The 23,549-nt window shown below is 69.9% G+C and carries 23 protein-coding genes; 10 read left to right on the top strand and 13 right to left on the bottom strand.

Features of this window, described 5'->3' with window-relative positions:
- Positions 1-7 precede the first annotated feature (7 nt).
- Both AC1HFW_RS15995 and AC1HFW_RS15990 read right to left on the bottom strand, forming a co-directional pair.
- On the bottom strand, positions 8-913 hold the full coding sequence (locus AC1HFW_RS15995) for an ABC transporter permease (protein ID WP_006390494.1): 906 nt from the start codon (positions 911-913) through the stop codon (positions 8-10).
- Positions 910-1,884, bottom strand: coding sequence for an ABC transporter permease (locus AC1HFW_RS15990; RefSeq protein WP_006390493.1), 975 nt, complete (start codon positions 1,882-1,884; stop codon positions 910-912). Before AC1HFW_RS15990 ends, AC1HFW_RS15995 begins: the two co-directional genes overlap by 4 nt.
- Before the next feature lie 269 nt (positions 1,885-2,153).
- Between AC1HFW_RS15990 and AC1HFW_RS15985 the strand changes: the two genes are divergently transcribed.
- Entirely contained in the window at positions 2,154-3,107 is a 954-nt protein-coding gene (locus AC1HFW_RS15985) for a LysR family transcriptional regulator (protein ID WP_479284337.1), read from the top strand.
- Here the strand turns inward: AC1HFW_RS15985 and AC1HFW_RS15980 are convergent.
- Positions 3,091-3,786, bottom strand: a complete 696-nt coding sequence (locus AC1HFW_RS15980; protein WP_479284335.1) for an SDR family NAD(P)-dependent oxidoreductase — start codon at positions 3,784-3,786, stop codon at positions 3,091-3,093. The two genes, AC1HFW_RS15985 and AC1HFW_RS15980, sit on opposite strands and share 17 nt — an antisense overlap.
- A gap of 132 nt (positions 3,787-3,918) precedes the next feature.
- Here AC1HFW_RS15980 and AC1HFW_RS15975 point away from each other — a divergent pair, with 132 nt between their 5' ends.
- A complete protein-coding gene (locus AC1HFW_RS15975) occupies positions 3,919-4,344 on the top strand; it encodes an organic hydroperoxide resistance protein (RefSeq protein ID WP_061073784.1) in 426 nt (141 codons plus the stop codon).
- A gap of 119 nt (positions 4,345-4,463) precedes the next feature.
- Here AC1HFW_RS15975 and AC1HFW_RS15970 read toward each other — a convergent pair whose 3' ends face one another.
- From AC1HFW_RS15970 to AC1HFW_RS15960, 3 genes are read right to left on the bottom strand one after another with little or no spacing between them, the layout of a single operon-like run.
- Positions 4,464-5,789, bottom strand: coding sequence for an ATP-binding protein (locus AC1HFW_RS15970; RefSeq protein WP_238891415.1), 1,326 nt, complete (start codon positions 5,787-5,789; stop codon positions 4,464-4,466).
- A complete protein-coding gene (locus tag AC1HFW_RS15965; RefSeq protein WP_479284332.1) occupies positions 5,790-6,527 on the bottom strand; it encodes a response regulator in 738 nt (245 codons plus the stop codon).
- Between the two features lie 8 nt (positions 6,528-6,535).
- Positions 6,536-6,697 carry a hypothetical protein gene (locus tag AC1HFW_RS15960; RefSeq protein WP_162876216.1) on the bottom strand — a complete coding sequence of 54 codons (162 nt, stop codon included), beginning with the start codon at positions 6,695-6,697 and terminating at the stop codon, positions 6,536-6,538.
- A gap of 182 nt (positions 6,698-6,879) precedes the next feature.
- Between AC1HFW_RS15960 and AC1HFW_RS15955 the strand changes: the two genes are divergently transcribed.
- Positions 6,880-7,572 carry a cytochrome c biogenesis CcdA family protein gene (locus AC1HFW_RS15955; protein WP_116520593.1) on the top strand — a complete coding sequence of 231 codons (693 nt, stop codon included), beginning with the start codon at positions 6,880-6,882 and terminating at the stop codon, positions 7,570-7,572.
- 63 nt (positions 7,573-7,635) lie between these two features.
- On the top strand, positions 7,636-8,181 hold the full coding sequence (locus AC1HFW_RS15950) for a thioredoxin family protein (protein ID WP_006390485.1): 546 nt from the start codon (positions 7,636-7,638) through the stop codon (positions 8,179-8,181).
- 85 nt (positions 8,182-8,266) lie between these two features.
- Here the strand turns inward: AC1HFW_RS15950 and AC1HFW_RS15945 are convergent, their stop codons facing one another.
- From AC1HFW_RS15945 to AC1HFW_RS15930, 4 genes are all read right to left on the bottom strand, one after another.
- Positions 8,267-9,529, bottom strand: a complete 1,263-nt coding sequence (locus AC1HFW_RS15945; protein WP_479284329.1) for an arsenic transporter — start codon at positions 9,527-9,529, stop codon at positions 8,267-8,269.
- Between the two features lie 91 nt (positions 9,530-9,620).
- The gene (locus AC1HFW_RS15940) at positions 9,621-10,931 is read right to left on the bottom strand and encodes a trypsin-like peptidase domain-containing protein (RefSeq protein WP_479284328.1); all 1,311 of its coding nucleotides are present in this window, start codon (positions 10,929-10,931) and stop codon (positions 9,621-9,623) included.
- A gap of 106 nt (positions 10,932-11,037) precedes the next feature.
- The gene (gene ggt / locus AC1HFW_RS15935; protein WP_479284326.1) at positions 11,038-12,633 is read right to left on the bottom strand and encodes a gamma-glutamyltransferase; all 1,596 of its coding nucleotides are present in this window, start codon (positions 12,631-12,633) and stop codon (positions 11,038-11,040) included.
- Between the two features lie 26 nt (positions 12,634-12,659).
- Complete coding sequence (locus AC1HFW_RS15930; protein WP_006390481.1) at positions 12,660-13,634, bottom strand: Bug family tripartite tricarboxylate transporter substrate binding protein; 975 nt, start codon at positions 13,632-13,634, stop codon at positions 12,660-12,662.
- Between the two features lie 234 nt (positions 13,635-13,868).
- Between AC1HFW_RS15930 and AC1HFW_RS15925 the strand changes: the two genes are divergently transcribed.
- Entirely contained in the window at positions 13,869-14,525 is a 657-nt protein-coding gene (locus AC1HFW_RS15925; protein WP_061073788.1) for a GntR family transcriptional regulator, read from the top strand.
- Between the two features lie 25 nt (positions 14,526-14,550).
- Here AC1HFW_RS15925 and AC1HFW_RS15920 read toward each other — a convergent pair whose 3' ends face one another.
- Positions 14,551-15,432 (bottom strand): DMT family transporter, encoded by an 882-nt coding sequence (locus tag AC1HFW_RS15920; RefSeq protein ID WP_035360767.1) that lies wholly within the window; start codon positions 15,430-15,432, stop codon positions 14,551-14,553.
- A gap of 50 nt (positions 15,433-15,482) precedes the next feature.
- On the opposite strand from AC1HFW_RS15920, the gene AC1HFW_RS15915 reads away from it, so the two are divergent.
- The 5 genes from AC1HFW_RS15915 to AC1HFW_RS15895 all read left to right on the top strand — a co-directional run bounded on the left by AC1HFW_RS15915 (position 15,483) and on the right by AC1HFW_RS15895 (position 21,675).
- Positions 15,483-16,052, top strand: a complete 570-nt coding sequence (locus tag AC1HFW_RS15915; RefSeq protein ID WP_479284323.1) for a helix-turn-helix domain-containing protein — start codon at positions 15,483-15,485, stop codon at positions 16,050-16,052.
- Positions 16,053-16,212: 160 nt separating this feature from the next.
- Positions 16,213-16,716, top strand: coding sequence for a sigma-70 family RNA polymerase sigma factor (locus AC1HFW_RS15910; protein WP_061073790.1), 504 nt, complete (start codon positions 16,213-16,215; stop codon positions 16,714-16,716).
- Positions 16,716-17,657, top strand: a complete 942-nt coding sequence (locus tag AC1HFW_RS15905; RefSeq protein WP_061073791.1) for a FecR domain-containing protein — start codon at positions 16,716-16,718, stop codon at positions 17,655-17,657. The genes AC1HFW_RS15910 and AC1HFW_RS15905 overlap by 1 nt, the downstream gene beginning before the upstream one ends.
- Positions 17,658-17,790: 133 nt before the next feature.
- Positions 17,791-20,199 carry a TonB-dependent siderophore receptor gene (locus AC1HFW_RS15900; RefSeq protein ID WP_479284319.1) on the top strand — a complete coding sequence of 803 codons (2,409 nt, stop codon included), beginning with the start codon at positions 17,791-17,793 and terminating at the stop codon, positions 20,197-20,199.
- Positions 20,200-20,403: 204 nt separating this feature from the next.
- Positions 20,404-21,675: an MFS transporter gene (locus AC1HFW_RS15895; protein WP_479284317.1), complete on the top strand. Its 1,272-nt coding sequence runs from the start codon at positions 20,404-20,406 to the stop codon at positions 21,673-21,675.
- A 19-nt stretch (positions 21,676-21,694) separates the two neighbouring features.
- Here the strand turns inward: AC1HFW_RS15895 and AC1HFW_RS15890 are convergent, their stop codons facing one another.
- Positions 21,695-22,567, bottom strand: a complete 873-nt coding sequence (locus tag AC1HFW_RS15890) for an NAD(P)-dependent oxidoreductase (RefSeq protein WP_035360766.1) — start codon at positions 22,565-22,567, stop codon at positions 21,695-21,697.
- 207 nt (positions 22,568-22,774) lie between these two features.
- Positions 22,775-23,482 (bottom strand): fumarylacetoacetate hydrolase family protein, encoded by a 708-nt coding sequence (locus AC1HFW_RS15885; protein WP_198487349.1) that lies wholly within the window; start codon positions 23,480-23,482, stop codon positions 22,775-22,777.
- Between the last annotated feature and the right edge of the window lie 67 nt (positions 23,483-23,549).

Genomic DNA, 23,549 nt, shown 5'->3' with positions numbered 1-23,549 from the left:
GCGCTTCCTATTTCTGCAGGCGCGGATTGAGCGCCTCGCGGACGCGGTCGCCCACGATGTTCATGGTGAAGACCACGGTCAGCAGCAGCACGCCGGGGAACACGCTGATCCAGTACAGGCCGGCCAGCATCTGCTGGTAGCCATTGGCGATCAACAGGCCCAGCGACGGCTCGGTGACCGGCAGGCCGATGCCCAGGAAGCTGAGCGTGGCCTCGGCGGCGATGGCGTTGGCGGTCTGGATCATGGCGATGACGATGACGGGCGGGATGCAGTTCGGCAGCAATTGGCTGAACAGCGCGCGCCGGTGGCTCAGCCCCAGGCACAGGGCGGCTTCCATGTATTCCTTGCGCCGCTCGACCACGGCGGTGGCGCGCACCGCGCGGGCGAAGTAGGCCCACTGCACCACCACCAGCGCCAGGATCACCTTGTCCACGCCCTGGCCCAGGATGGCCAGCATCATCAGCGCCACCAGGATGGTCGGAAAGCCCAGCATCAGGTCCACCAGGCGCATGATCAGCGCGTCGATGCGGCCGCCGAAATAGGCCGCCGTCAGGCCCAGCACCGTGCCCACGGCCATGGCGAACAGGCCGCTCAGCACGCCGACGGAAAGGCTGGTGCGCAGGCCATACATCATGGCCGACAGCATGTCGCGGCCCTGGGCGTCGGTGCCGGCCCAGTAGATGTCGCCATAGATGCCCTGGCTGCCCGGCGGCATGCGCCCGTCCAGGATGGTGATGGCGGCCAGGTCATACGGGTTCTGCGGCGCGATCCACGGCGCCAGCAGCGCGGCCAGCACCAGCAGCAGGAAAAGGATCGCGGCAAGGGTCGCGGGGCGGCTGTCGAGCACGCCGTGCAGCGCCTGGCCGAGGGTGGTGTCGCGGCTGGGCAGCCACTTTTTCGCAAGCAATGTCATTCGGAGGCTCCCACGCGGACACGGGGATCCAGCACGGAATAGATGATGTCCACCAGCAGGTTGAGCACGATGAACATGGTGACGACGATCAGCAGGTAGGCGACCACCACCGGGCGGTCCAGCTTCATGATGCTGTCGATGATCAGCTTGCCCACGCCGGGCCAGGCGAAGATGGTCTCGGTGACGGTGGCGAACGCGATCAGCGAGCCGAACTCCATGCCCACCACGGTGACGATGGGGATCAGGATGTTCTTGAGCACGTGCATGTAGATCACGCGCGATTCGCGCAGGCCCTTGGCGCGCGCGAATTTCACGTAGTCCAGCGGCATGGTCTCGCGCACGCCGCTGCGGGTCAGGCGCACGATCAGCGCGATCTTGAACAGCGCCAGGTTCAGCGCCGGCAGGATCAGGTGGCGGATGCCGTCCCATGACGCCAGGCTGGTGTGGATGCCGAGGATCTCGCCGGTGGGGCCGCGGCCGGTCGACGGCAGCCAGCCCAGCGTCACCGAGAAGATCAGCACCAGCATGATGCCCTGCCAGAAGTTGGGCAGGCTGAACCCGAGGATCGAGCCGGTCATGATGCCGCGGTCCAGCGCCGAGTCCGGCTTCAGGCCGGCCACCAGGCCCAGCGGCAGGCCGATGGCCAGCGCCAGCAGCAGCGCCACGCAGGCCAGCTCCAGCGTGGCCGGCAGGCGTTGCAGGATCAGCTGGATGGCGGGCTGGTTGAAGACGAACGAGTTGCCCAGGTCGCCGTGCAGCGCGTTGCCGACGAACTTCAGGTACTGCTGGTACAGCGGCAGGTCCAGGCCCAGCGACTGCACCGCCTGCGCGATCTCGGCCTGCGTGGCGTCGGCCGGCACCAGGATCTCGATCGGGTCGCCGATGGCGTAGACGCCGGCGAACACGATCAGCGACGTCAGCGCCAGGATCACCAGGCTCTGGCACAGCCGGCGGATAATGAACGCGGTCATGGCGCCTCGCGGCGACAGGAAGCGGGGAACGGAACGGCGCGCATCGGGGGGCTCCTTGCCGGACAATATCGGCGATATCGCGTATTGATTGCGGATTCATGAATGGCGAGAATCCGGATGGGCGGAATGTTCGATCCATCGCGCCTGGCTGGCAACCGTATGCCAAGCCGGCATACGCCTATGTGAATGACGAGAAATTTGGTGTTAACCCTAGGCCCCGCGCATCGATACGCCGCGCGGGGCCGGCATTGCGGACCCCGCGGAACAGGATGAATTTCAAGCAGCTCGAGGCCTTCCTCGCCTTCATGACCACCGGTTCGACCATCGAGGCCGCGCAGCGGCTGGGCTCGTCGCAGCCGGCCGTCAGCCGCCTGCTGAGCCAGTTCGAGACCGACCTGGGCGTGCCGCTGTTCGTGCGCCGCAAGGGCCGCCTGCATCCCACGGCCGAGGCCGAGTCGCTGCTGCCGGACGTGCAGAACATGATCTCGGACGCCGAGTCGTTGCAGCGCCACGTCAACCAGCTGCGGCTGGGCGGGCAGCGGCGCACGCTGATCCGGGTGCAGCTGCCCAGCACGGTGGCGCAATCGGTCATGCCGGCCGTGGCCGACGCCTTCCTGGCGGACCATCCCGAGGTGGCGCTGGAAGTGCTGGTGGGCACCTACGAGACCAGCGAGGTCGCGGTGCTGGGGCGCGAGGCCGACCTGGCGCTGGTGCGTTCGCCGCCCGTGAATTCGGGCCTGTCGATGCTGCTGCGGCTGGCCACCGAGGCGGTCTGCATCATGCCGCCGGGGCATCCGCTGCAGGCGCTCGACGAGATCGGCCCGGCGGACCTCATCGGCGTCGACCTGGTGCTGCTGGGGCGGCAGCGCTCGCTGCGCCAGCAGATCGACCAGGCTTTCCGCCAGGGCCGCATGATGCCGCAGATCAAGGCCGAGGTGCACTCGGTGGAGATGGCCTGCCGGCTGGCGGCGCAGGGCATCGGCGTGTCGATCGTCAACGGCCTGTTCGCGGCGCTGTGCCAGGACATGGGCATCGTGCGGCGGCCGTTCCGGCCGGTCATCGACTATTGCGTGGGCATGGCCACGCTGGCGGGCCAGCCGCCGCATCCGCTAGTGCCCGAACTGATCCAGCGCATCCTCGACGCCATGACCGAACGTGCCGGACCCGGGGCGTTCACGGTGCTGGCGGCCGAGTCCGGCGCGGGGCCTACGGCATCAGCTTGAGCAGCGCGGCGATCAGCGCCCAGCGGCGCGTCACGTAGACGCGCTTCTTGCGCAGGCGGATGGCGGCGGCGATCTGCCGCGCGGCCTTCTCCGGCGACGCCACCCAGAACAGGCCCTGGCCTTGCGCCATGGCGGTGGCGACGAAGCCCGGGCGCACGTCGGTCACCGCGATCGGCAACTGCAGCCGCCGCACCTTCTGCCGCAGCCCATCCAGGTAGTTCGACACGAACGCCTTGGAAGCGTTGTAGGCCGGCGCCGCGCCGCTGCCGCGCAGCGCCGCGACCGACGAGATGCCCACCAGGTGGCCCTTGCGGTGCAGGATGAAATGCCGCAGCGCGACGTGGGCCATGGCGGCGAAACCCTGCACGTTGACGGCGATGGTGTCGGCTTCCTTGTCCCACTCCAGGTCGGTGTTGATGAACCCCACGCCGGCGCTGATGACGAACAGGTCCAGGCCTTCCATGCGGGCGATCAGGTCGCGCACCGCCTGCGCCGCGCCATCGTCGCGGGCGATGTCCAGCGCCAGCGTGTGGGCGGGGCGCGGCAGTTCGGCCTGCAGGCTGCCGAGCAGCTCGGCGCGGCGGCCCACCAGGCCCAGCACGTAGCCCTCGGCCGACAGCCGCTTGGCCAGTTCGCGGCCGATGCCGGAAGTGGCGCCGATGATGATCGCTCGTTTCATGCGGGGGGAAATTCCTTGGGAAGAAGGGGCGCGGATACAGTACGACGCAAAACCCGCGGCGGGCGGACACAGGCAGGATACAGCGCCTTGGTGCAATCCAGGTTCCCACTTTTTCCGACACCAGGAGCCATCATGTCCCATTCGCTGGAAACCGTGCTGTACACCGCCCACACCCACACCACCGGCGGCCGCGACGGCGCCGGCCGCACCGACGACGGCGCGCTGCTGCTGCCGCTGAGCCCCCCGGGTTCGGGCAGGCCCGGCACCAATCCCGAGCAGCTGTTCGGCATCGGTTACTCGGCCTGCTTCATCGGCGCGATGCAATTGGCCGGCGCCAAGCTCGGCATCGCCGTGCCGCGCGACGCGTCGGTCGACGCCGAGGTGTCGCTGGGCAAGACCGACGGCGGCGCGCGTTACGCGCTGGCGGTCAAGCTGAATATCGCGTTGCCGGGCCTGCCGGCCGAACAGCAGCGCCAGCTGGTCGACACCGCGCACCAGACCTGCCCGTACTCGGGCGCGATCCGCGGCAACATCGACGTGGAACTGGCGATCCTCTGACCCTGCCGGCGCCAGAAGCAACGCCCCGCGATGGCGACATCGCGGGGCGTTTTTCATGGGGTCGGGGAACCGTAGCAGACGGAAGCAGGCCGCGTCGATGCGCCGGCCGGTGCCCAGGCTCAGGCGGCGGGCCGCAGCAGCACTTGCGCTTCCAGGCCGCCGCCCGCGCGGTTGCGCAGCCGCAGTTCGCCGTCGATCACGTCGGCCAGTTGCCGCGCGATCGCCAGGCCCAGGCCGGTGCCGCCGCTGTCGCGGTTGCGCGAGCCTTCGAGCCGGTAGAACGGTTGCAGCACGGCCTGCAATTCGTGCTCGGGAATGCCGGGGCCGCGGTCCAGCACGCGGATCGACACGCCGCGGCCATCGTCGGCCGCGCCAACCTCGACTTCGGCCGCGCCGCCGAATTTCAGCGCGTTGTCGATCAGGTTGCCGAGGATCCGGCGCAGCGCGCGCGGCCGCGTCTGCCACGGACCGGGGCAGTGTCCTTGCAGCGTCACGGGCTTGCCGATGTCGGTGTAGTCGCACACCAGGCTGTCCAGGAACGCGTCCAGGTCGATGCGCGCGGGCGGCTCGGTGGCGGCGCCGGCGCTGCGCGCATAGGCCAGGCCGTCGCGCACCAGTTGCTCGACCTCCTGCAGATCGTGCGCCAGCTTGTCGCGGTCGGCGGAATCGTCCATGAATTCCGACCGCAGCTTCATGCGCGTGATCGGCGTCTGCAGGTCATGCGAAATGGCGCCCAGGATCTGCATGCGTTCGGCCAGGTGCGCGGCGATGCGGTCCTGCATGGCGTTGAAGGCGGCCGAGGCCTGCGCCACCTCGGCCGGGCCGTCCTCGGCCAGGCGCGGGCTGCGGCGGTCGGGGCTCATCGCGTCGGCGGCCCCGGCCAGGCGTGTCAGCGGCCGGATCGCCAGCCGCACCGCCAGCCAGGCGCACAGGATCAGCAGCGCCAGTTGCGCCAGCAGCACCGCCGGCAGCCACATCGCCAGCGGCATCACGGCCATGTGGATGTCGAGCGTGACGGCCTGGCCGTCGGCCAGCGTAGCGCGCGCCTGGATGTGCTTGGGGTCGTCGCCGACGGTGCCGAAGACCAGCGGGTAGGCGTTGCCCAGCGCCGCCTGGATCGAGTCGCGCACGGCCTCGGCGGCCGGGGTCTGCAGCGGCCGGTCGAAGTCGCCGGGGCCCAGCAGGTACTGGCGGTTGCTGGCGCTCAGCCGCGGCAGCCAGGCGGCGCGCTCATCGGCCGGCAGGCGGTTCAGGATCGCCAGCGCCACCACCACGTCGCGCTCCAGGTTGTCGAGCATGACGCTCTTGGCCGACTGGTAGCGCTCGTAGAACTGCAGGCCGAACGACAGCGCGTGCGCCAGCACCAGGCCCACCAGGAAGATCAGGAACAGCCGGCTCGCCAGGGTGCGCGGCCAGCGGCGCAGGGCCGGAACCAGCGTGGCCATCTACGTCGCCTCGGACACGTCGACCTGCGCCGCGAACACATAGCCTTCGCTGCGCACGGTCTTGATGTACATCGGCTCGCGCGCATCCTCGCGCAGCCGCTGGCGCAGGCGGCTCACCAGCAGGTCGATCGAGCGGCCGAAGAAATCGGCGTCGCGCCCCTGCGTCAGGTTCAGCAGCTGGTCGCGGTTCAGCACCCGGTGCGGATGGTCCAGGAACACCCGCAGCAGCCGGTATTCGGCGCCGCTGAGCGACACGATGGTGCCTTCCGCATCCAGCAGGTGGCGCGCGGTGGTGTCCAGGGTCCAGGCGCCGAAGCGCACGGCGCGGCCCGGCTCGGTGACCTGGAAGTTGGGCGGCAGCATGCGGGTGCGGCGCAGGATCGCCTTGATCCGCGCCAGCAGCTCGCGCGCCACGAACGGCTTGACCAGATAGTCGTCGGCGCCCATCTCCAGCCCCAGCACGCGGTCCATGTCCTCGTCGCGCGCGGTCAGCAGCAGGATCGGAGTGCGGCGGTGCTTGCCGGCGCGCAGCTCGCGACACAGCACCAGGCCGTCGTCGCCGGGCATCATGATGTCCAGCACGATCAGATCGACGGTCAGGGTTTCGAGCAGCGCGCGCATCTGCCGGCCGTCGGCGGCCAGGGTGACGTTCAGGCCGTTCTTCTTGAGGAAGTTGCCGGCCAGTTCGCGGATCTCGCGGTCGTCGTCGACGATCAGAATGTGGTCTGGATTATCCATGGCGCATTCTACTCACCGGGCTGGGCGCGGCGGCGCACCTGGCTGTTGACGATCAGCTGGCAGGGGCCGGGCTGGACGGCCTCGGCGCCCAGGCCGCCGGCCAGCAGCGCCAGCACGGCCAGCAGGCGCCGCAGGGTGGAACGGGGGCGGGGCAGGGGGACGGTGTTCATGGACAGGCTCCGGCAACAGGTGTCCGGCAGGTTATAGCGCCGCCCGCGCCGCGAAGTGTGTCGTAGTGTATGCAGGGCCGGACACGATACAAAAGCCGGGCAAAAACCCCCTTTCCGGGCACAGGACGGATACCCGGCGCGCGTCCAATGCGGTCATCGAGACACAAACGGACCGCCGCGCCATGACCACCTTCATCGACACCCCCCTCGCCCTGGCCGCCGGCATGCTGACGGTGGCCTCGCCCTGCGTGCTGCCGCTGCTGCCGATCCTGCTGGGCAGCGCGGTCGAGCGCGCCGGCCGGCTGCGGCCCCTCTTCATCGTGTTGGGCTTCGTGGCGGCGTTTTCCGGGCTGGGCATCGCGCTCAGCCTGCTGTCGGGCGCGGTCGAATCGGCGCACGAGGCGGTGCGTTCGGTGTCGGTGGCGGCGCTGGCCCTGTTCGGCCTGGCGCGCATCTGGCCGCGGCCCTACGACTGGCTGGCGGCGCGCCTGAGCGGTCCGCTGCAAGGCGTGATCGGCCTGGGCGACAAGGGCGGGTCAAGCAATGCCGGCGGTTTCCTGCTGGGCATGTCGCTGGGCGCCGTCTGGACCCCCTGCGCCGGCCCGGTGCTGGCTTCCATCCTGATCCTGGCCGCCCGCGCCGACAACCTGGCGCATTCCAGCCTGCTGCTGCTGGTCTACGGACTGGGCGCGGGCATCCCGATGCTGGCCATCGCCTATGGCGGCGGCTTCGCCGCGCGCCGGGTTGGCGCCATCGCCCGCCACGCCGTGCGCCTGCAGCGCGCCTTCGGGGTGCTGCTGGTGGCCTCGGCCATCGCCATCCATTTCCAGTACGACGTCCTGGCCTATGCCTGGATCAGCCGCCTGTTTTCCTGAGCCGTTGTTCCGACCTGACCGTTTTTCCGTGACCCGCTTACACGCAACCTGAAGGAGCGCACCATGCTGTCCATCCGCCTGCCGGCCCGCCGGGCCCTCGTTTCCGCCAAACTGGCCCTGGCCAGCCTGCTGCTCGGCACCGCCGCGCACGCCGCCGCGCCCGCGCCGGCCCCCGCCCCGGAGTTCACCGGCATCCAGACCTGGCTCAACAGCGAGCCGCTGACCCTCGCCAGCCTGCGCGGCAAGGTGGTGCTGGTCGATTTCTGGACCTACACCTGCATCAATTGCATCAACACGCTGCCGTACGTGAAACAGTGGAACCAGAAGTACAAGGACCAGGGCCTGGTCGTGGTCGGCGTGCACACGCCGGAATTCCCGTTCGAGCGCACTACCAAGAACGTGGCCGACGCCATCAAGCGTTTCGGCATCGAATATCCGGTGGCGCAGGACAACCAGTACAAGACCTGGGACGCCTACCGCAACCAGTACTGGCCCGCGTTCTATCTGATCGACAAGGGCGGCAACATCGTCTATCGCCATTTTGGCGAGGGACGCTATGCCGAGACCGAGGCCGAGATCCAGCGCCTGCTGGCCCAGCCTGGGGCCTGAGCCGGCCGCGTTGGGCGTCGGGCCGCGCCGTCCCCAGGACGCGCGCCCCGGCACGGCGCGGCGCCGCGTGACGGCGCCGCGCGTTTCAGCCGCCGGCCAGGGCCAGCATCAGCAATGCGCCCAGCAGCGCGAGGGGCATCACCCAGGCGCCCAGCTTGAGAAAGCGCAGCGCGCCGACGTGCTGGCCCTCGCGCCGCACCGCGATCAGCCACAGCAGTGTCGCCAGCGAACCGGTGATCGACAGGTTGGGCCCCAGGTCCACGCCGATCAGCAGGGCGCCGGCGGTCTGCGCGGGCAGGTCGGCGATCTGGCCGACCGAGCCGGCGATCAAGCCCGCCGGCAGGTTGTTGATGAGGTTGCTGGCCAGCGCCGCCACGATGCCGGCGCCCCACAGCGCGCCGCCGGCCGAGTCGCTCGCCAGCCGCAGCAATGCCTGGGCCAGCGCGTCGATGGCGCCGCTGCGCGCCAGGCCCTCGACCAGCACGAACAGGCCGGCCACCATCGGCAGCACGCCCCAGGCCACGTGGCGCAGCACCGGCAGCGGGCTGAGCCGCTGCTTCAGGTGGATCAGGGCGGCGGTGGCCAGCCCGGCGATGAAGGTCGGCAGGCCCAGGTCGGCGTGCAGCGCCGAGGCCAGCATCAGCACCGCGGCCGTCAGCAGGATGCCGATGCCGGTCAGGCGCGCGCCCGCGGCCAGCGGCTGCGGCACGATGTCGGTGCGCAGCGGCTCGCGCAGCGCGTCGCGCTGGCTGAAGCGCAGCGCCAGGTAGGTCAGGCCGATGGCCGCCAGCGATGGCAGCGTGAAGCGTTGCAGCCAGTCCAGCAGCGGCGGCATCTGGCTGCCGTAGACCACAAGGTTGGCGGGGTTGGAGATCGGCAGCACGAAGCTGGCGGCGTTGGCGATGAAGGCGCAGATGAACAGGTACGGCAGCGGCCGCGCGCCGGCGGCCCGCGCCGCCGCGTACACCGCCGGCGTCAGCACCACAGCGGTGGCGTCATTGGACAGGAACACGGTGACCAGGATGCCCACCAGGAACACCAGGTCGAACAGCCGCCGCGCCGAGCCGCGCGCGTGGCGCGCCGCCACCATCGCCAGCCAGTCGAACAGCCCCTGCTGGCGCGCCAGTTCGGCCAGCACCATCATGCCGATCAGGAACAGGTACACGTCCAGCCCCTTGCCGACCGCGCCCAGCGCCGCCTGCCATGGGATCAGTCCGGTCGCCGTCAGCAATAGCGCGGCGCCGCCGGCCCAGACGTATTCGGGCAGCTTCCAGGGGCGCAGCAGGATGCCGAGGATGGCCAGGGCGGAAATGCCCCACAGGGCGAGGGAAGCGGCGGGAAAGGGCATGGGGGGCGATGGCGAGTATCCGGTGCGGGAAGCATTATCGCCGGATCGGCGTCCGGGCGGCCCGCCGCGCCCGGTTGCCCGTTGGCCGCGCCTATTGGATCTGCAAGGTGTACATCGCCTGCCCGCGCACCAGCGTCAGCAGCAGCGGCTGTCCGGGCGCCGCGCCGCCCAGCAGGCCGCGCAGGTCGGCCAGCCGGCTGACCGGGCGCTGGTTGACGCCGATGATGATGTCGCCGCGCTGCATCCGCGCGGCCACCGCGCCGCGCTCGGGATAGGTGGCGCTGACCGCCACGCCATCGTTGCCCTTCATGCGCTGCTCGCGGCCGATCTCGCTGAACTCCACGCCGTTCAGGCGCGCGTCCAGCGAACCGCCGTGCAGCCGCTCGTTCTTCTCGGGTTCGATCCGCAGCGTCACGTCCGAGCGCTGGCCGCCGCGCGACAGCGTCAGCCGCACCTGCTTGCCCACCGGCAGCAGGCCCTCGGCGTTGCGCAGCTGGGCGCTGGTGCCGATCGGCTTGCCATCCAGCGCCAGGATCAGGTCGCGCGCCTGCACCCCGGCCTGCTGCGCCGGCGAGCCGTCCGCCACGCGCGCCACCACCACGCCGCTGGCGTTCGGCGCCATGCCCAGCTGGCGCGCGTTGCGCGGCGTGACGTCGATAGTGTCCAGCCCCAGGCCGCCGCGCTGCACCTGGCCGTGCTGCAGCAGCTGGCGCATGACCTCGCCCGCCAGGTTGGACGGAATCGCGAAGCCGATGCCGACGTTGCCGCCCGACGGCGTGTAGATCATGGTGTTGATGCCGACCAGCTCGCCGTTCAGGTTGACCAGCGCGCCGCCCGAGTTGCCGGGGTTGATGGAGGCGTCGGTCTGGATGAAGTTCTGGTAGCCGGCCGCGCGCAGGCTGGAACGCTCCAGCGCCGACACGATGCCGGACGAGGCCGACTGGCCCAGGCCGTAGGGGTCGCCGATGGCCACGACGAAGTCGCCCACGCGCAGGTCGCTGGAATCGGACAAAGTCAGGGCCTGCAGCTTGTCGGGCGGAATGCGCAGCACCGCTAGGTCGGTGTCCGGATCGCTGCCGACCACGGTGGCGGTGAAGCTGCGGCCGTCCTGCAGCGACACGCGGATCGAGGCGGCGCCGCGCACTACGTGGTGATTGGTCAGGATGTTGCCCTGGGACGCGTCGACGATCACGCCCGAGCCGATGCTCTGGCGCCCGGGCGCGCGGGCCTGGCCGCCTTCGCCCTGGGCGGAAATGTTGACCACCGCGGGCGTGACGCGCTCCAGCATGGGCGCCAGCGACGGCAGGGGCTGGCCGTCCACGGCCATGGGCAGGGCCGCCTGGGCGCCGGCGGGAAGGGCGAGCGCGGCGGCGAGCGCCACGGCGGACAGGATGCGGTTCATAAGGGCCTTGGGAAGTCTGCGCGGCAGTATCGCCGCGCCCCGCGTCGCCCATATGACCGATCAAGCGCCTTTCCGGCGGCGTGTTCGGCCGCCGTGCCCGTCTTTCCTAGAAGCCGACCGCCTGGCCGTCGCGGCGCGAATCGGACGCGGCCACGTAGCCGCCGTGCGGCAGCCGGCAGATCAGCTGCGCCGAGCCGAATTCCAGGCTGTCGGCCGGCGCCACCGCCACGTTGTGGCCGCGCTGGCGCAGCGTGTCGACCACGTCGGCGGGCAGGTGCGATTCGACGTTGACCACCGGGCCTTTCTCCACCCGGAAGCGCGGCGCATCGCTCATGGCCTGCGGATTCTGGCCGAAGGCCGCCAGGCGCGTCACCATCTGCAGGTGGCCTTGCGCCTGCATCGAGCCGCCCATCACGCCGAACGACATCACCGGCTCGCCGCCGCGGGTGATGAAAGCGGGGATGATGGTGTGCATCGGCTTCTTGCGCGGGCCGACCTGGTTGGCGTGGCCGGGCGTCAGCACGAAGTTCAGGCCGCGGTTGTGCAGGCTGATGCCGGTGCCTGGCACCACCACGCCGGAACCGAAGCCGTGGTAGTTGGACTGGATGAACGACACCATGGTGCCGGCCGCGTCGGCGGCGGTCAGGTAGACCGTGCCGCCGGTGGCGGGCGTGCCGGCCACCGGGATCGCGGCGCGGTCCATCGAGATCAGCCGCGCGCGCTCGGCCAGGTAGGCCGGGTCGAGCAGGGCGCGGGCGTCGGTGCGCATGTGGCGCGGGTCGGCCACGTGCTGGTGCAGGTCGGCGAAGGCCAGCTTCATGGCCTCGATGCTGACGTGGTAGTAATCGGCGCTGTCGCGGCCCATCGCTTCCAGGTCGAACTGTTCCAGCATGCCCAGCGCCATCAGCGCCGAGATGCCCTGGCCGCTGGGCGGGATTTCATGCAGCTGGTAGCCGCGGAACGATTGCGAGATCGGTTCGACCCACTCGGGGCGGTGCTGGTCCAGGTCGTCCGCGGTCAGCGCGCCGCCGGTGCGGGCGGCGAAGTCGGCGATCTTGTTGGCCAGCGCGCCGCGGTAGAAGCTGTCGCCGCCGCTTTCTGCGATGTCGCGCAAGGTGCGCGCCTGGTCCGGAAAACGCCACCATTCACCCGCCTGCGGCGCCCGGCCCTGCGGCAGGAAGGCTTCGGCGAAGCCCGGCTCCTGCGCCAGCTTGGGCATCTGCGTGGCCCATTGGCGGGCGATGGTGGGGCTGACCGCGAAGCCGTGCTCGGCGTAGGCGATGGCCGGCTCGAACAACTGCGCGAATGGCAGCTTGCCGAAGCGGTCGGACAGCGCCTTCCAGCCCGCCACCTGGCCGGGCACGGTGACCGTGCCCCAGCCGGTGGCCGGCATCGCCTCGCGGCCGGCGAAGTAGTCCGGCGTCCACGCCGCCGGCGAGCAGCCGCTGGAGTTCAGGCCATGCAGTTTTCCATCGTGCCAGACCAGCGCGAACATGTCGCCGCCGATGCCGTTCATCACGGGCTCGACCACGGTCAGCGCGATGGCGGTGGCGATGGCGCTGTCCACGGCATTGCCGCCGGCCAGCAGCATGCGCAGCCCGGCCTGCGCCGCCAGCGGCTGGCTGGTCGCGACCGCGTTGGCGGCCAGCACCGGCATTTTTCGGGAAGCGTACGGAAAAGACCAATCGAAGGAAGAAGACATGGTGGCGTGGAAGGTGTCGAAGGAAATTACTGCGGAGTGATGCCGGCCTGGTCGATCAGCTGCTTGGTGCGCGGGATCTCGGCCTTGATGAAGGCGGCGAATTCGTCGCGGCTGCCGCCACGCGGCTCGGCGCCGGCCTCGGCCAGCTTACCGCGCAACGCGGGATCCGCAAGCACCTTGTTGACGGCGCGGTTGAGCTTGTCGAGGATCGGCGCGGGCGTGCCTTCCGGCGCCACCAGGCCGTACCACGGCGCGATGTCGTAGCCGGCGTAGCCCTGCTCGGCGATGGTGGGAATGTCCGGCGCCAGCGCCGAACGCTGCGAATTGGACATGCCCAGCGCCAGCAGCGCGCCGCTCTTGACCTGCGGCAGGCCGGTCATGATGGTGTCGAAGTACATCGACACCTGGCCGCTCAGCAGCGCCGGAATGGCTTCGCCGGCGCCCTTGTAGGGCACGTGCAGGATGTCGATGCCGGCCACCGACTTGAGCATTTCGCCCGCCATGTGCGAGGTGGTGCCGGTGCCGAACGAGGCGTAGGTCAGCTTGCCCGGATTGGCGCGGGCGTAGGCGATCATCTCGGGCAGGGTCTTGAACGGCTGCTGCGGATTGGCCAGCAGGATGTTGGGCGTGTAGGCCACCATCGACACCAGCGCGAATGCGTCCGGGTCATAGGCCAGGCGCTTTTGCAGGAAGCGGTTGGTGACGATGGCGGCCGGGCCGCCCATCAGCAGCGTGTAGCCGTCGGGCGCCGAGCGCGCCACCGAGGCGCTGCCGATCGCGGCGGCGGCGCCGGGGCGGGCTTCCACCACGAACGGCTGGCCCAGTTCGGTCGACAGCGCCGCGCCCAGCTGGCGCGAAATCAGGTCGGTGGCCGAGCCGGCCTGGAACGGCACCACGATGCGCACCGGATGCTGCGGCCAGTCGGTGGCCTGGGCGCCGGCTTGCGCGGCGAAGGCCAGGGCGGCGACGCCGGCCAGGGCGCGGATGAGACGGAAAGGCATGGATTCCCCTTGAATGCGTAATGTCGACGCGTGGCGTCGGTAAGACGATGGCGCCAGGCGGGTCTGCTGCCCCTTGCTCTGCCGGCGGACGCACCCGGCCGGCGCGCCAGGGGCAGATTTGACGCGAGCGCCGCCGCGCCGGCCATTGGTGTTTGCATCCATGGATCACTGGATCCAATTTGTGTTATTTTTGCGTTTATCTATCATGGCGGCTTTGAAAACCCGGGGACGAGGATGCTGCAGTACCAGAAGACAGCCGTCAGCGCCGAAGAAGAGGCCTACCAGCACCTGCAGCGCGAAATCCGGCTGGGCAACTACCCGCCGGGCCATCGCCTGGTGCCCGAGGTCATCGCCAGCGAGATCGGCACCAGCCGCATGCCCGTGCGCGGCGCGCTGCGCCGGCTCGCCTCCGAGGGCCTGGTCGAGATCCGCGCCAACCGCGGCGCCGTGGTGCGCGGCCTGAACCAGCAGGAAATGCGCGAAGTCTTCGAGATGCGCTCGGTGCTGGAAGGGCTGGCCATGCGCAATGCCGTGCGCAACATGAGCGCCGAGCACATCCGCCGCCTGGCCAACATGCTGGACCAGCTAGAGCAGGGCTCGGGCGACTACCTGGACTGGACCAGCGCTCACCGCGACTTCCACGAATACCTTTGCAGCTTCTGTCAGCAGCCGCGCCTGTTGCGGCAGATCTCCGAACTGCATTCCGTGGTCGAGCCCTACATGCGCCTGTGGGCGGCCCAGCCGGGGCGCGTGCTGCGCGTGCGCGAGTCGCACCAGGAACTGATCGACGCGCTGCTCACCGGCGACCCCGACCGCTGCGAGGCGGCGATGCGCCAGCACGTGTTGAACACGGTGCCGGCGTTACAGGCTTTCCTGCGGCAGCCCGACTGAAGCCTGCCCGCCCGCGCGGCGCCGCTCAGGTCTTGCCCAGCGCCGGCTTGGCGCGGCGCTTGAACTTCACTTCGCTGGCCAGGACGCCCGCCACGATCAACGCCGCGCCCACCAGCGCCAGCCCCGGCAGGCGTTCACCGGCCAGCCGGCCGACGATGCCGCCCCACACCGGTTCGCCGGCATAGATCACCGTGGCGCGGGTCGGCGACACCGACTTCTGCGCCCAGTTCATGGTCAGCTGAATCACCGCGCTGGCCAGGCCCAGGCCGATGGCGCCGCCCGCCCACAGCCATGAGAACGCCGGCACCGGCTCGCCCAGCACCGGCATCAGCGCGAACGACACCAGCCCTGCCGTCAGCAACTGCACCGCCGTGACGCGGCGGCTGTCCACCGAGCTGGCGAAATGGCCGATCAGGATGATCTCGGCGGCAATCGCCACCGCGCCGGCCAGCGTGGCGATCTCGCCGGGGCTGAAATGCAGCGCGCCCGCTTCAGGCCCGGCCAGCAGCACCAGCCCCGTGAACGCCAGCGCCACGCCGACCCAGCTCATCAGGCCGGGCGGACGCTTTAGCACCGCCCATTGCAACAGCGGCACGATCGGCACGTACAACGCGGTGATGAAGGCAGACTGGCTGCTGGTGATGGTGCGCAGGCCATGGGTCTGCAGGTAGTACCCCAGGAACAGCGCGCAGCCGATCGCCACGCCCGCGCCCGTCTCGCGTCGCGTCAGCCCGGCCATGTGCCGTCGGAACAGCAGCATCGACACGGCGCCGGCGATGGTGAAGCGCACCCCCACGAAGAACAGCGGTCCGCTATGCTGCATGGCGATATGGATAATGAGGAAGGTGCTTCCCCACAGCATGGTGACCAGCACCAGGGCGATTTCCTGGCGCGACAAGGCAAACATCGATTCGGGCTTCACGGCGGACTTCACGGCGGATTTCAGGTGTCACTAATTTGAGCAATATACTGCACATTACCAATTCCGACAGCGATGTCCTCACGCACGTCGGGGCCAATCTCAAACGCCACCGCAAATTGGCCGGCCTGAGCCAGGGCGCGCTGGCCGAGGCCTCGGGCATCAGCCGCCGCATGATCGCCGGCCTGGAGGCGGGCGGGGCCAACATCAGCCTGTCCAGCCTCGACAAGCTGGCGCAGGCGCTGGGCGTGGGATTCGTGGACCTGGTGAGCGATCCGGCGCGCGAGCGGCGGCGGATCGAGGCGCGAGCCTGGCGCGGCAAGCGGCCCGGCAGCCAGGCCGTGCTGCTGGGCGCGGCGCCGGCCAGTTGCGAGGCGCAGTTGTGGATCTGGACGCTCGGGCCGGGCGAGACCTATGTGGCCGAGCCCGACCCGGAGGGCTGGCACGAGATGGTCTACGTCATCGAGGGCACGCTGCGGCTGGACCTGTCGGGCCAGGTGCAGCAGGTGCAGGCCAATGATTTCGCCATCTACAGCAGCGCACAGCCGTATGCCTATGGCAACGATGCCGACACGCCGCTGCGCTTCGTGCGCAATGTGCTGCGCTAGGACCGCGCCGGCCGCGCTGGCCTCGGTTTGGTGCGCCAGCAGCGTCGGTTTGCCGCAACGGCCCGAATTTTCCCGCGCCACGACGACTGGCCGGTCGGCTAGAATCGAGAATAATATTCATTCCTAGGCCGCTCGGTTGCATGGGCGTCAAGTGCATCCCATGTCCGATCAGGCTCCCGCTCCCACCCTCGAAGCGCTGTATTGCGATCACCATTCCTGGCTGGTCGGCATGTTGCGCCGCAAGCTCGGCAACGGCGACAGCGCCGCCGACCTGGCCCAGGACACCTTCCTGCGGGTGCTCGCCAACCGCAACGTCGATGCGATCCTGCGCCCGCGCGAATATCTCGCCACCATCGCCCGCGGCCTGGTCACCGACGCCTACCGCCGCCAGGCCATCGAGCGCGCCTACCTCGAAACCCTGGCGGCGCGCCCCGAGCCGGTCGCCATCTCGCCCGAGACCCGCGCCATCCTGCTGGAAACCGTGCTGGCCATCGACCGCATGCTGGACCAACTGGGCCCGCGCACCCGCGAGATCTTCCTGCTGGCGCAGTTCGAGGAGTTGACCTACGCGCAAGTCGGCGCGCGCCTGGGCGTTTCCCTCACCACCGTCAAGAAACACATGGTGCGCGCGCTGACGCAATGCCTGTTGCTGGCCGCCGACTGATGTCGCCCGGTCCCGAACTGCTCGAAGCGGCCGCGCACTGGTACGTGGCCTTGCGCGATGCCGACGCCGACGACCCGGCGCGCGCCGCCTGGCGCCGCTGGCTGGACGCCGACGCGCGCCATCGCCAGGCCTGGGCGCGGATGCTGGCCTTGCAGGAACGGCTGGGCAGCGTGCCCGGCGACCTGCTGCTGCCGACGCTGCGCGGCGCCCGCCAGCAGCAGCGCCGGCGCTTGCTGGCGCTGGCCCTGCTGGCCGGGGGCGGCGCCTCCTTCGGCTGGTATGCCGCGCCGCCCTGGCGCGTCCTGTCCGCCGGATTGCGCACCGCCACCGGCGAGCGCCGTACCGTCACGCTGCCCGATGGCGGCACCCTGTACCTGAACACGGCGTCCGCCGTCGATATCGACTACGGCCCCGAGCGCCGCGTGCTGCGCCTGCACCAGGGCGAAGTGCTGGTGCAGACCGCGCCCGACCCCGCCGGCCAGCGGCCATTCGAGGTGTGGACCGTGGACGGCAGCGCGCGGGCGCTGGGCACCCGCTACGCCGTGCGGCGCGAGCCCGCCGGCACCCGCGTTGCCGTGTTCCAGGACGCCGTGCTGCTGCGGCCCGCCGATCCGGCGGCGCCGTCGTTGCGGCTGGCGGCCGGCCAGCAGAGCCTGCTGACCGCGCGCGCCGCCGCCGCGCCCGAGCCCGTGATCGCGGGCCAGGCGGACTGGGTCGAGGGCAGGCTGGTCGCCATCGACCAGCCGCTGGGCGACTTCATCGCCGAGCTGGCGCGCTATCGCCAGGGCAGCCTGAGCTGCGATCCGGCGGTGGCGCACCTGCGGCTGTCGGGCGCTTTCCGCCTCGCCGACACCGACGCGGCGCTCGAGAACGTGGCCGCATCGCTGCCCGTGGCCCTGCGATACCGGACCCGCTACTGGGTTCGGGTCGTGCCGCGCTGATTTTTTTTCTTCCCCGGGGTTGCTCTTTTTCATTCTCATCCGGCCTACCAGACAGAACCGCCTGGACGATGACCGGGCGGTGTCCCGTGTCCCGTCCATGAGAGCCATCGTGTCCCGCAAGCCGCAAGCCCCCGTGTCCCGACCCCTCCCGCGTCCCGCCCATCCGGCCGCGCCGCGTCCGCCGAGCCTCCCGGCCGCGCCGCGCCTGTTGCCGGCGCTGTTCGCCGCCGCCCTGTGGAGCGCCAGCGCCGCCGGCCCGCTGGCGCCCGTAGCGCTGGCCCAGTCAGCGCCAGCGGCGCGCAGCTACGACATCGCCGCCGGTCCGCTGGACGTGGTGCTGAGCCGCTACGCCGCCGCGGCCGACATCACCCTGTCGTTCAACGCCGACCAGACCCGCGGCCGCCAGTCCGCCGGCATCCGTGGCGCCTATACGGTGGACGCCGGCCTGGCGCATCTGCTGGCCGGCAGCGGCCTGGAAGCGCGCCATCGGGGCGGCGGCAACTACGTGCTGCGCGAGGCGCCAGCCGCGGGCGTGTCCACGCTGCCCGCCGTGACCGTCACCGGCGAAACCGCCTTCAGCGCGGTGCCGGGCTATGCCGCCAGCCGCAGCGCCAGCGCCACCAAGACCGACACCCCGATCCTGGAGATCCCGCAGTCGGTCTCGGTGATCGGGCGCGAGGAAATGGAGGCGCGCGGCGTGCTCGACGTGATGGACGCCATCCAGTACACCCCGGGGGTGGCCGTCAACACCTACGGCCCCGACAACCGCGGCTGGGAATACATCAGCCTGCGCGGCTTCTCGACCTATAACGTGTCCATGCGCGACGGCCTGGCGCAGACCCCGTCCGGCGTCACCTACTATTCCACCGAGCCCTACGGCCTGGAACGCATCGAGGTGCTGCGCGGCCCGTCGTCGATGACCTTCGGCCAGAGCGATGCCGGCGGCCTGCTCAACCGCGTCAGCAAGCTGCCCAACGGCGAGCGCATCCGCGAGGTCGAAGTCCAGTACGGCAGCTTCGAACGCAAGCAACTGGCATTCGACCTGGGCGATGCCTTCGGCGCTGGCGACGCGCTCAGCTACCGCCTGGTGGGCGTGGCGCTGGACAGCGACGACCAGGACAAATATCCCACCGGCGACAAGATCAACCGCAAGCGCCTCTACCTGGCGCCGTCGCTGCGCTGGCAGCCCAGCGCGGCCACCTCGCTGACGCTGCTGGGCGAATACATCAAGGACAAATCCGGCGAGGATCCCTACTACTTCGCCAAGGACTACAAGCTCACCGACGTCAAGATGGGCGACCCGGGTTTCAGCCGCATCAACCGCGAGCAGTCCTCGATCGGCTACCAGTTCGAGCACCGCTTCAACGACGCCTGGACCTTCCGCCAGAACTTCCGCTACAGCCACCTGTCGCTCGACCGCCGTGTGGTCTGGACCGACGAGGTCAACGAGGATGTCACCGCCATCACCCGGGTCGCCCGCAGCTGGGACGATCCGCTGAGCCAGTCCGTGCTGGACACGCAGATGCAGGGCAAGTTGCGGCTGGCCGGCGCCGAGCACACGGTGCTGTTCGGCGTCGACTGGAACGACCAGCGCGCCAAGGCCAACCGTTATATCGGCCCCGCGCCCGGCCTGGACCTGCTGAACCCGGTCTACGGGGTGCCGATCCCCACGCCCACCGATCCGCTCGCCAACTATCGCCAGACGATCCGCCAGGCCGGCCTCTACCTGCAGGACCAGATCAAGCTGGACGACCATTGGATCGTGACCCTGGGCGGACGCCAGGACCGCGTCACCTCCACCACCGACGACCGTCTCAACGGCACCTACACGCGGGTCCGCGACAACGCCTTCAGCGGCCGCGCCGGATTGACCTACGTGGCCGACAATGGCGTGGCGCCGTATGTCAGCTACTCGGAATCGTTCCTGCCCAGCAGCGGCGTGGATGGCGACGGCAATCCCTTCAAGCCCAGCCGCGGCAAGCAGGTGGAAGTCGGCGTCAAATACCAGCCGGTGGGCTCGCGCAGCCTGTATACGCTGGCCGTGTTCGACCTGAACAAGACCAACATCGTCAGCTACAACCCCATCACCAACGAGCAGCGCCAGATCGGCAAGCAGCGCGCGCGCGGCATCGAGTTCGAGGCCAAGGGCGAGCTGGCGCGCGGCCTGAACGTGGCGGCCTCCTACACCTGGCTCGACATCACCGTGCGCAACAGCGGCGACGCGCTGGAAGTGGGCAAGATCCCGATCGGCATCCCCAAGCAGACCGCGGCGCTGTGGCTGGACTACACGCTGGCCGAGGGCCTGGGCGTGGGCGGCGGCCTGCGCTATATCGGCCGGCGCCAGGACGACGAGCACAACACCACCAGCCGACCCGGCGTGACGCTGGCCGACGCCGTCGTCCACTACGAGAAAGGTCCATGGCGGCTGGCCCTGAACGCCACCAACCTGTTCAACCGCGACTACTACTCGATCTGCTACATGGGCGAGTGCTATCGCGGCGCCGAGCGCACGCTGATGCTGACGGCGCGCTATCGCTGGTAAGGCCCGCGCGGTGGCTGGGCGCGCGGCAGGGGACCGCGCGGCGCCTGACCGCTCACCGGACAGGATTTCAACGCCCTCGCGTCGCCCGCATATAGCCGGGAGTAATATGGCGCGTCTGGCGGCCGGCTTCCGTCTCCTCGCATCCCTCGTGGTGTCTGCACCGAAGCGCCCCAGCGCGACAAGAAGACACAAGGAGAGAGGCAAGTGGAGAAGCAAGAATCGGCCGGCTGGTATTTCGGCTGGAACATCGTCGGCGCCGCCACGGTGCTGACGCTGTTGACGGTGGGGCTGCGCATGGGCATCGGCCCGTTTTTCCTGCCCATGGCGGACGGCCTGGGTTTTTCGCGCAGCCTGCTGTCGGGCATCGTCGCGGCCGGCATGCTGTGCTACGGCCTGGCGATGCCGCTGGCCGGCTACCTGGTCAGCACCCGCGGCACCCGCTTCGTGCTGCTGACCGGCGCCGCCATCGTGGTGGCCTCGTCCATCTGGACCGTCTTCGCGCGCGGTCCCATCGAATTCCTGCTGGCCTTCGGCGTGGCCCTGTCGGTCGGCCTGGCCTTCACCAGCCCGGTGGCGCTGACCCCGGTGATCAGCCGCTGGTTCACGCGCCAGCGCGGCATGGCGCTGTTCTTCCTGTCCACCGGGTCCATGGCCGGCATCGCCCTGATGACCCCCACGCTCACCTTCGCCATCAGCGCCGTCGGCTGGCAGGAGACGCTGCTGGCCTTCGCCGCCCTGTTCGCGCTGTTGACCGTGCCGGTGGCCCTGTTCGTCATGCGCGACCAGGCGCCCGAGCACACCGACCTGCTGCCGCACCAGATCGTCGAGAAAAAAGCCGCGTCGCGACCCGCCGCCAAGGGCCCCGAGCCGCGCATCAAGGACGCCGTGCGCACGCTGCCGTTCTGGCAGGTGGCGCTGGGCCTGTTCGCCTGTGGCTTCAGCATGAACCTGCTGGGCACGCACGGCATGCCCATGCTGATGGACCATGGTTTCGACGCCACCACCAGTTCGCTCGGCATCGGCCTGATCGGCCTGGTGGCGATCTTCAGCACCCTGGTGCTGGGACGCATGTCGGATCAGGTCGAGCGGCGCAACATCCTGGCCGTCATCTACCTGGTGCGCGGGCTGGGGTTCTTCGCGCTGGTCATGGTCGGCGCGCATTGGGAACTGTACGCGGCGGCCACCATTGGCGGCATCGTCTGGGCCGGCAGCATCGCGCTGTCCTCGGCCATCCTGGCCGACGTCTATGGGGTGCGCCTGGTGGGCGTGCTGTACGGCCTGACCTACCTGGGCCACCAGATCGGCGGCATGATCAGTTCCTGGCTGGGCGGCTGGGCCTTCGAGGCCTTCCATACCCACTGGGTGGCGTTCGGCGCGGCCGGCGCCCTGTTGCTGCTGGCCGCGGCCATCTCCCTGCAACTGCCGCGGCGCGGCGCCTTGCGCGCCGTGCCGGCAATGGCGGCGGGCGGGCGCTGAGCCCGCGCCGCCGTCAGGTTCAGCGGTCCTTCAGCAGCGACACCAGCTCGGGCACGTAGCGTTCGCCGCCGCCCTGGCTGACCGCCTGATCGTAGGTGTGCAGCACGGCGGCGCCGATCTCGCGCACCGCGCCGGTCTCGGCGGCCATCGTGTTGTAGTACGACAGGTCCTTTTGCGCGTTCGACATGAAAAAGCGCAGCGACGACGGATCCTGCTCCAGCAGATACGGCTTGAGGCGTTCCAGCGCCACGCCGCCGCCGCCGCCCTTGGTCAGCACCTCGGCGAACACCGCCGGGTCGATGTCGGCGCGCAGCGCGCAGGCGGCCGCTTCCGACAGCAGCGCGATCGCGCCCAGCGACACATAGTTGTGCAGCAGCTTCATGCGGTGGCCCGCGCCCACCGGACCGGCGTGCGCGATGTTCTCGGCAAAGCACGCCAGGATCGGCTTGCATTCCTCGAACAGCGCGGCGTCGCCGCCCACCAGCAGGTTCAGGCGGCCTTCGGCGGCTTCCTTCGGCGTGCGCGTCATGGGGGCGTCGAGGAAACGGCCGCCCTTTTCGGTGACGGCCTCGGCCACCTTGACGGTAGAAGAGGGGATCGCCGTCGAGCAGTCGATGATCACCGTGCCCGGACGCAGGCCTTCCAGCACGCCGGCCGGCGACAGCAGCACCGCCTCGACCTGCGGGCTGCCCGTGACGCACAGGATGATCACGTCGGACTGCGCCGCCAGCGTGGCGCCGTCGGCGCAGCTGGTGGCGCCCGCCGCCTTCAGGGCGTCCAGCGGCTGGTTGCCCGGATGCTCCAGCACCGTCAGCGTGTGACCGTGCTTGACCAGATTGCTTGCGATGCCATGGCCCATCAGGCCGATGCCCACCATACCGATTTTTGCCATCTTCCACTGCTCCTGCCACACGGGCTGTTTGTTATGGCGTAAATCTTACTCTCAGATCCGCGAGGGTCCGGCCGCCGCACCGTCGTGGGGCACGGTCGCCGCGACCCTTGCCGGACGGCCTTACGGCGCCCCGCCGCATGCCGGGCGGCGGGGCGCCAAGACCAGGCTGGCGCCGGGGAGGGCGGCAGGGCCAGCCTGTGCCGCGCATCACACGATGCGGATGCTCAGTTCCGGCAGGCCGTCCACGTGCGCCACGATCACGTCGCCGCGCACCACCGGGCCCACGTTCTCCGGCGTGCCGGAATAGATCACGTCGCCCGGGAACAGCTCGAACGCCTGCGACAGCCGCGAGATCTGCTCGGCCACCGACCAGATCATGTGCGACAGCGTCGCCTGCTGCTTGCGCTCGCCATTGACCGCCAGCCAGATGTCGCCTTCGCGGTAGTGGCCGGTCTGGGCCACCGGATGGATCGGGCCGATCGGCGCCGCGTGGTCGAAGCTCTTGCCGATTTCCCACGGCTTCTTCTGGTCGCCCATGCCGCGTTGCAGGTCGCGCCGCGTCATGTCCAGTCCCAGCGCGTAGCCGTAGACGCAGTCCAGCGCCTGGTCCAGGGGAATGTCGCGGCCGCCCTTGGACAGCGCCGCCACCAGCTCCACCTCGTAGTGATAGTTCTGGGTCAGCGGCGGGTAGGGATGGTCGGCCACCGTGTCCGGCAGCACCACCTGGATCGCGTCCGTCGGCTTCTGGAAGAAAAACGGCGGCTCGCGGCTCGGGTCCGAACCCATCTCGATGGCGTGCGCGGCGTAGTTGCGGCCGATGCAATAGATGCGGCGCACCGGAAAGCGCAGGTCGCTGCCGGCGATCGGCACGGTGGTCTGCGCCACGGCAAACGGGGTCTGGACGGCTTGGGTCATCGCGGGTCTCCTGAAGGTTGCGAGGTCCAGGCCAGCTTACGGCCGCCCCGCCCGCCCCGGCAGGAGA

It is taken from the genome of Achromobacter sp. ISS7, assembly GCF_056523125.1.
The sequence above is the reverse complement of the archived record's forward strand: the minus strand, read 5'-3'. Positions and strand labels throughout refer to the sequence as shown.

What these genes read in the sequence shown, in the direction of transcription:
- AC1HFW_RS15910 (WP_061073790.1), top strand. Translation starts at nt 16,213, where the DNA reads ATGTCCGATCAGGCTCCCGCTCCCACCCTCGAAGCGCTGTATTGCGAT.
- AC1HFW_RS15885 (WP_198487349.1), bottom strand. Translation starts at nt 23,482, where the DNA reads ATGACCCAAGCCGTCCAGACCCCGTTTGCCGTGGCGCAGACCACCGTG.
- AC1HFW_RS15965 (WP_479284332.1), bottom strand. Translation starts at nt 6,527, where the DNA reads ATGGATAATCCAGACCACATTCTGATCGTCGACGACGACCGCGAGATC.
- AC1HFW_RS15995 (WP_006390494.1), bottom strand. Translation starts at nt 913, where the DNA reads ATGACATTGCTTGCGAAAAAGTGGCTGCCCAGCCGCGACACCACCCTC.
- AC1HFW_RS15955 (WP_116520593.1), top strand. Translation starts at nt 6,880, where the DNA reads ATGACCACCTTCATCGACACCCCCCTCGCCCTGGCCGCCGGCATGCTG.
- AC1HFW_RS15990 (WP_006390493.1), bottom strand. Translation starts at nt 1,884, where the DNA reads ATGACCGCGTTCATTATCCGCCGGCTGTGCCAGAGCCTGGTGATCCTG.
- ggt (WP_479284326.1), bottom strand. Translation starts at nt 12,633, where the DNA reads ATGTCTTCTTCCTTCGATTGGTCTTTTCCGTACGCTTCCCGAAAAATG.
- AC1HFW_RS15970 (WP_238891415.1), bottom strand. Translation starts at nt 5,789, where the DNA reads ATGGCCACGCTGGTTCCGGCCCTGCGCCGCTGGCCGCGCACCCTGGCG.
- AC1HFW_RS15920 (WP_035360767.1), bottom strand. Translation starts at nt 15,432, where the DNA reads ATGTTTGCCTTGTCGCGCCAGGAAATCGCCCTGGTGCTGGTCACCATG.
- AC1HFW_RS15980 (WP_479284335.1), bottom strand. Translation starts at nt 3,786, where the DNA reads ATGAAACGAGCGATCATCATCGGCGCCACTTCCGGCATCGGCCGCGAA.
- AC1HFW_RS15930 (WP_006390481.1), bottom strand. Translation starts at nt 13,634, where the DNA reads ATGCCTTTCCGTCTCATCCGCGCCCTGGCCGGCGTCGCCGCCCTGGCC.
- AC1HFW_RS15975 (WP_061073784.1), top strand. Translation starts at nt 3,919, where the DNA reads ATGTCCCATTCGCTGGAAACCGTGCTGTACACCGCCCACACCCACACC.
- AC1HFW_RS15985 (WP_479284337.1), top strand. Translation starts at nt 2,154, where the DNA reads ATGAATTTCAAGCAGCTCGAGGCCTTCCTCGCCTTCATGACCACCGGT.
- AC1HFW_RS15945 (WP_479284329.1), bottom strand. Translation starts at nt 9,529, where the DNA reads ATGCCCTTTCCCGCCGCTTCCCTCGCCCTGTGGGGCATTTCCGCCCTG.
- AC1HFW_RS15925 (WP_061073788.1), top strand. Translation starts at nt 13,869, where the DNA reads ATGCTGCAGTACCAGAAGACAGCCGTCAGCGCCGAAGAAGAGGCCTAC.
- AC1HFW_RS15960 (WP_162876216.1), bottom strand. Translation starts at nt 6,697, where the DNA reads ATGAACACCGTCCCCCTGCCCCGCCCCCGTTCCACCCTGCGGCGCCTG.
- AC1HFW_RS15905 (WP_061073791.1), top strand. Translation starts at nt 16,716, where the DNA reads ATGTCGCCCGGTCCCGAACTGCTCGAAGCGGCCGCGCACTGGTACGTG.
- AC1HFW_RS15940 (WP_479284328.1), bottom strand. Translation starts at nt 10,931, where the DNA reads ATGAACCGCATCCTGTCCGCCGTGGCGCTCGCCGCCGCGCTCGCCCTT.
- AC1HFW_RS15890 (WP_035360766.1), bottom strand. Translation starts at nt 22,567, where the DNA reads ATGGCAAAAATCGGTATGGTGGGCATCGGCCTGATGGGCCATGGCATC.
- AC1HFW_RS15950 (WP_006390485.1), top strand. Translation starts at nt 7,636, where the DNA reads ATGCTGTCCATCCGCCTGCCGGCCCGCCGGGCCCTCGTTTCCGCCAAA.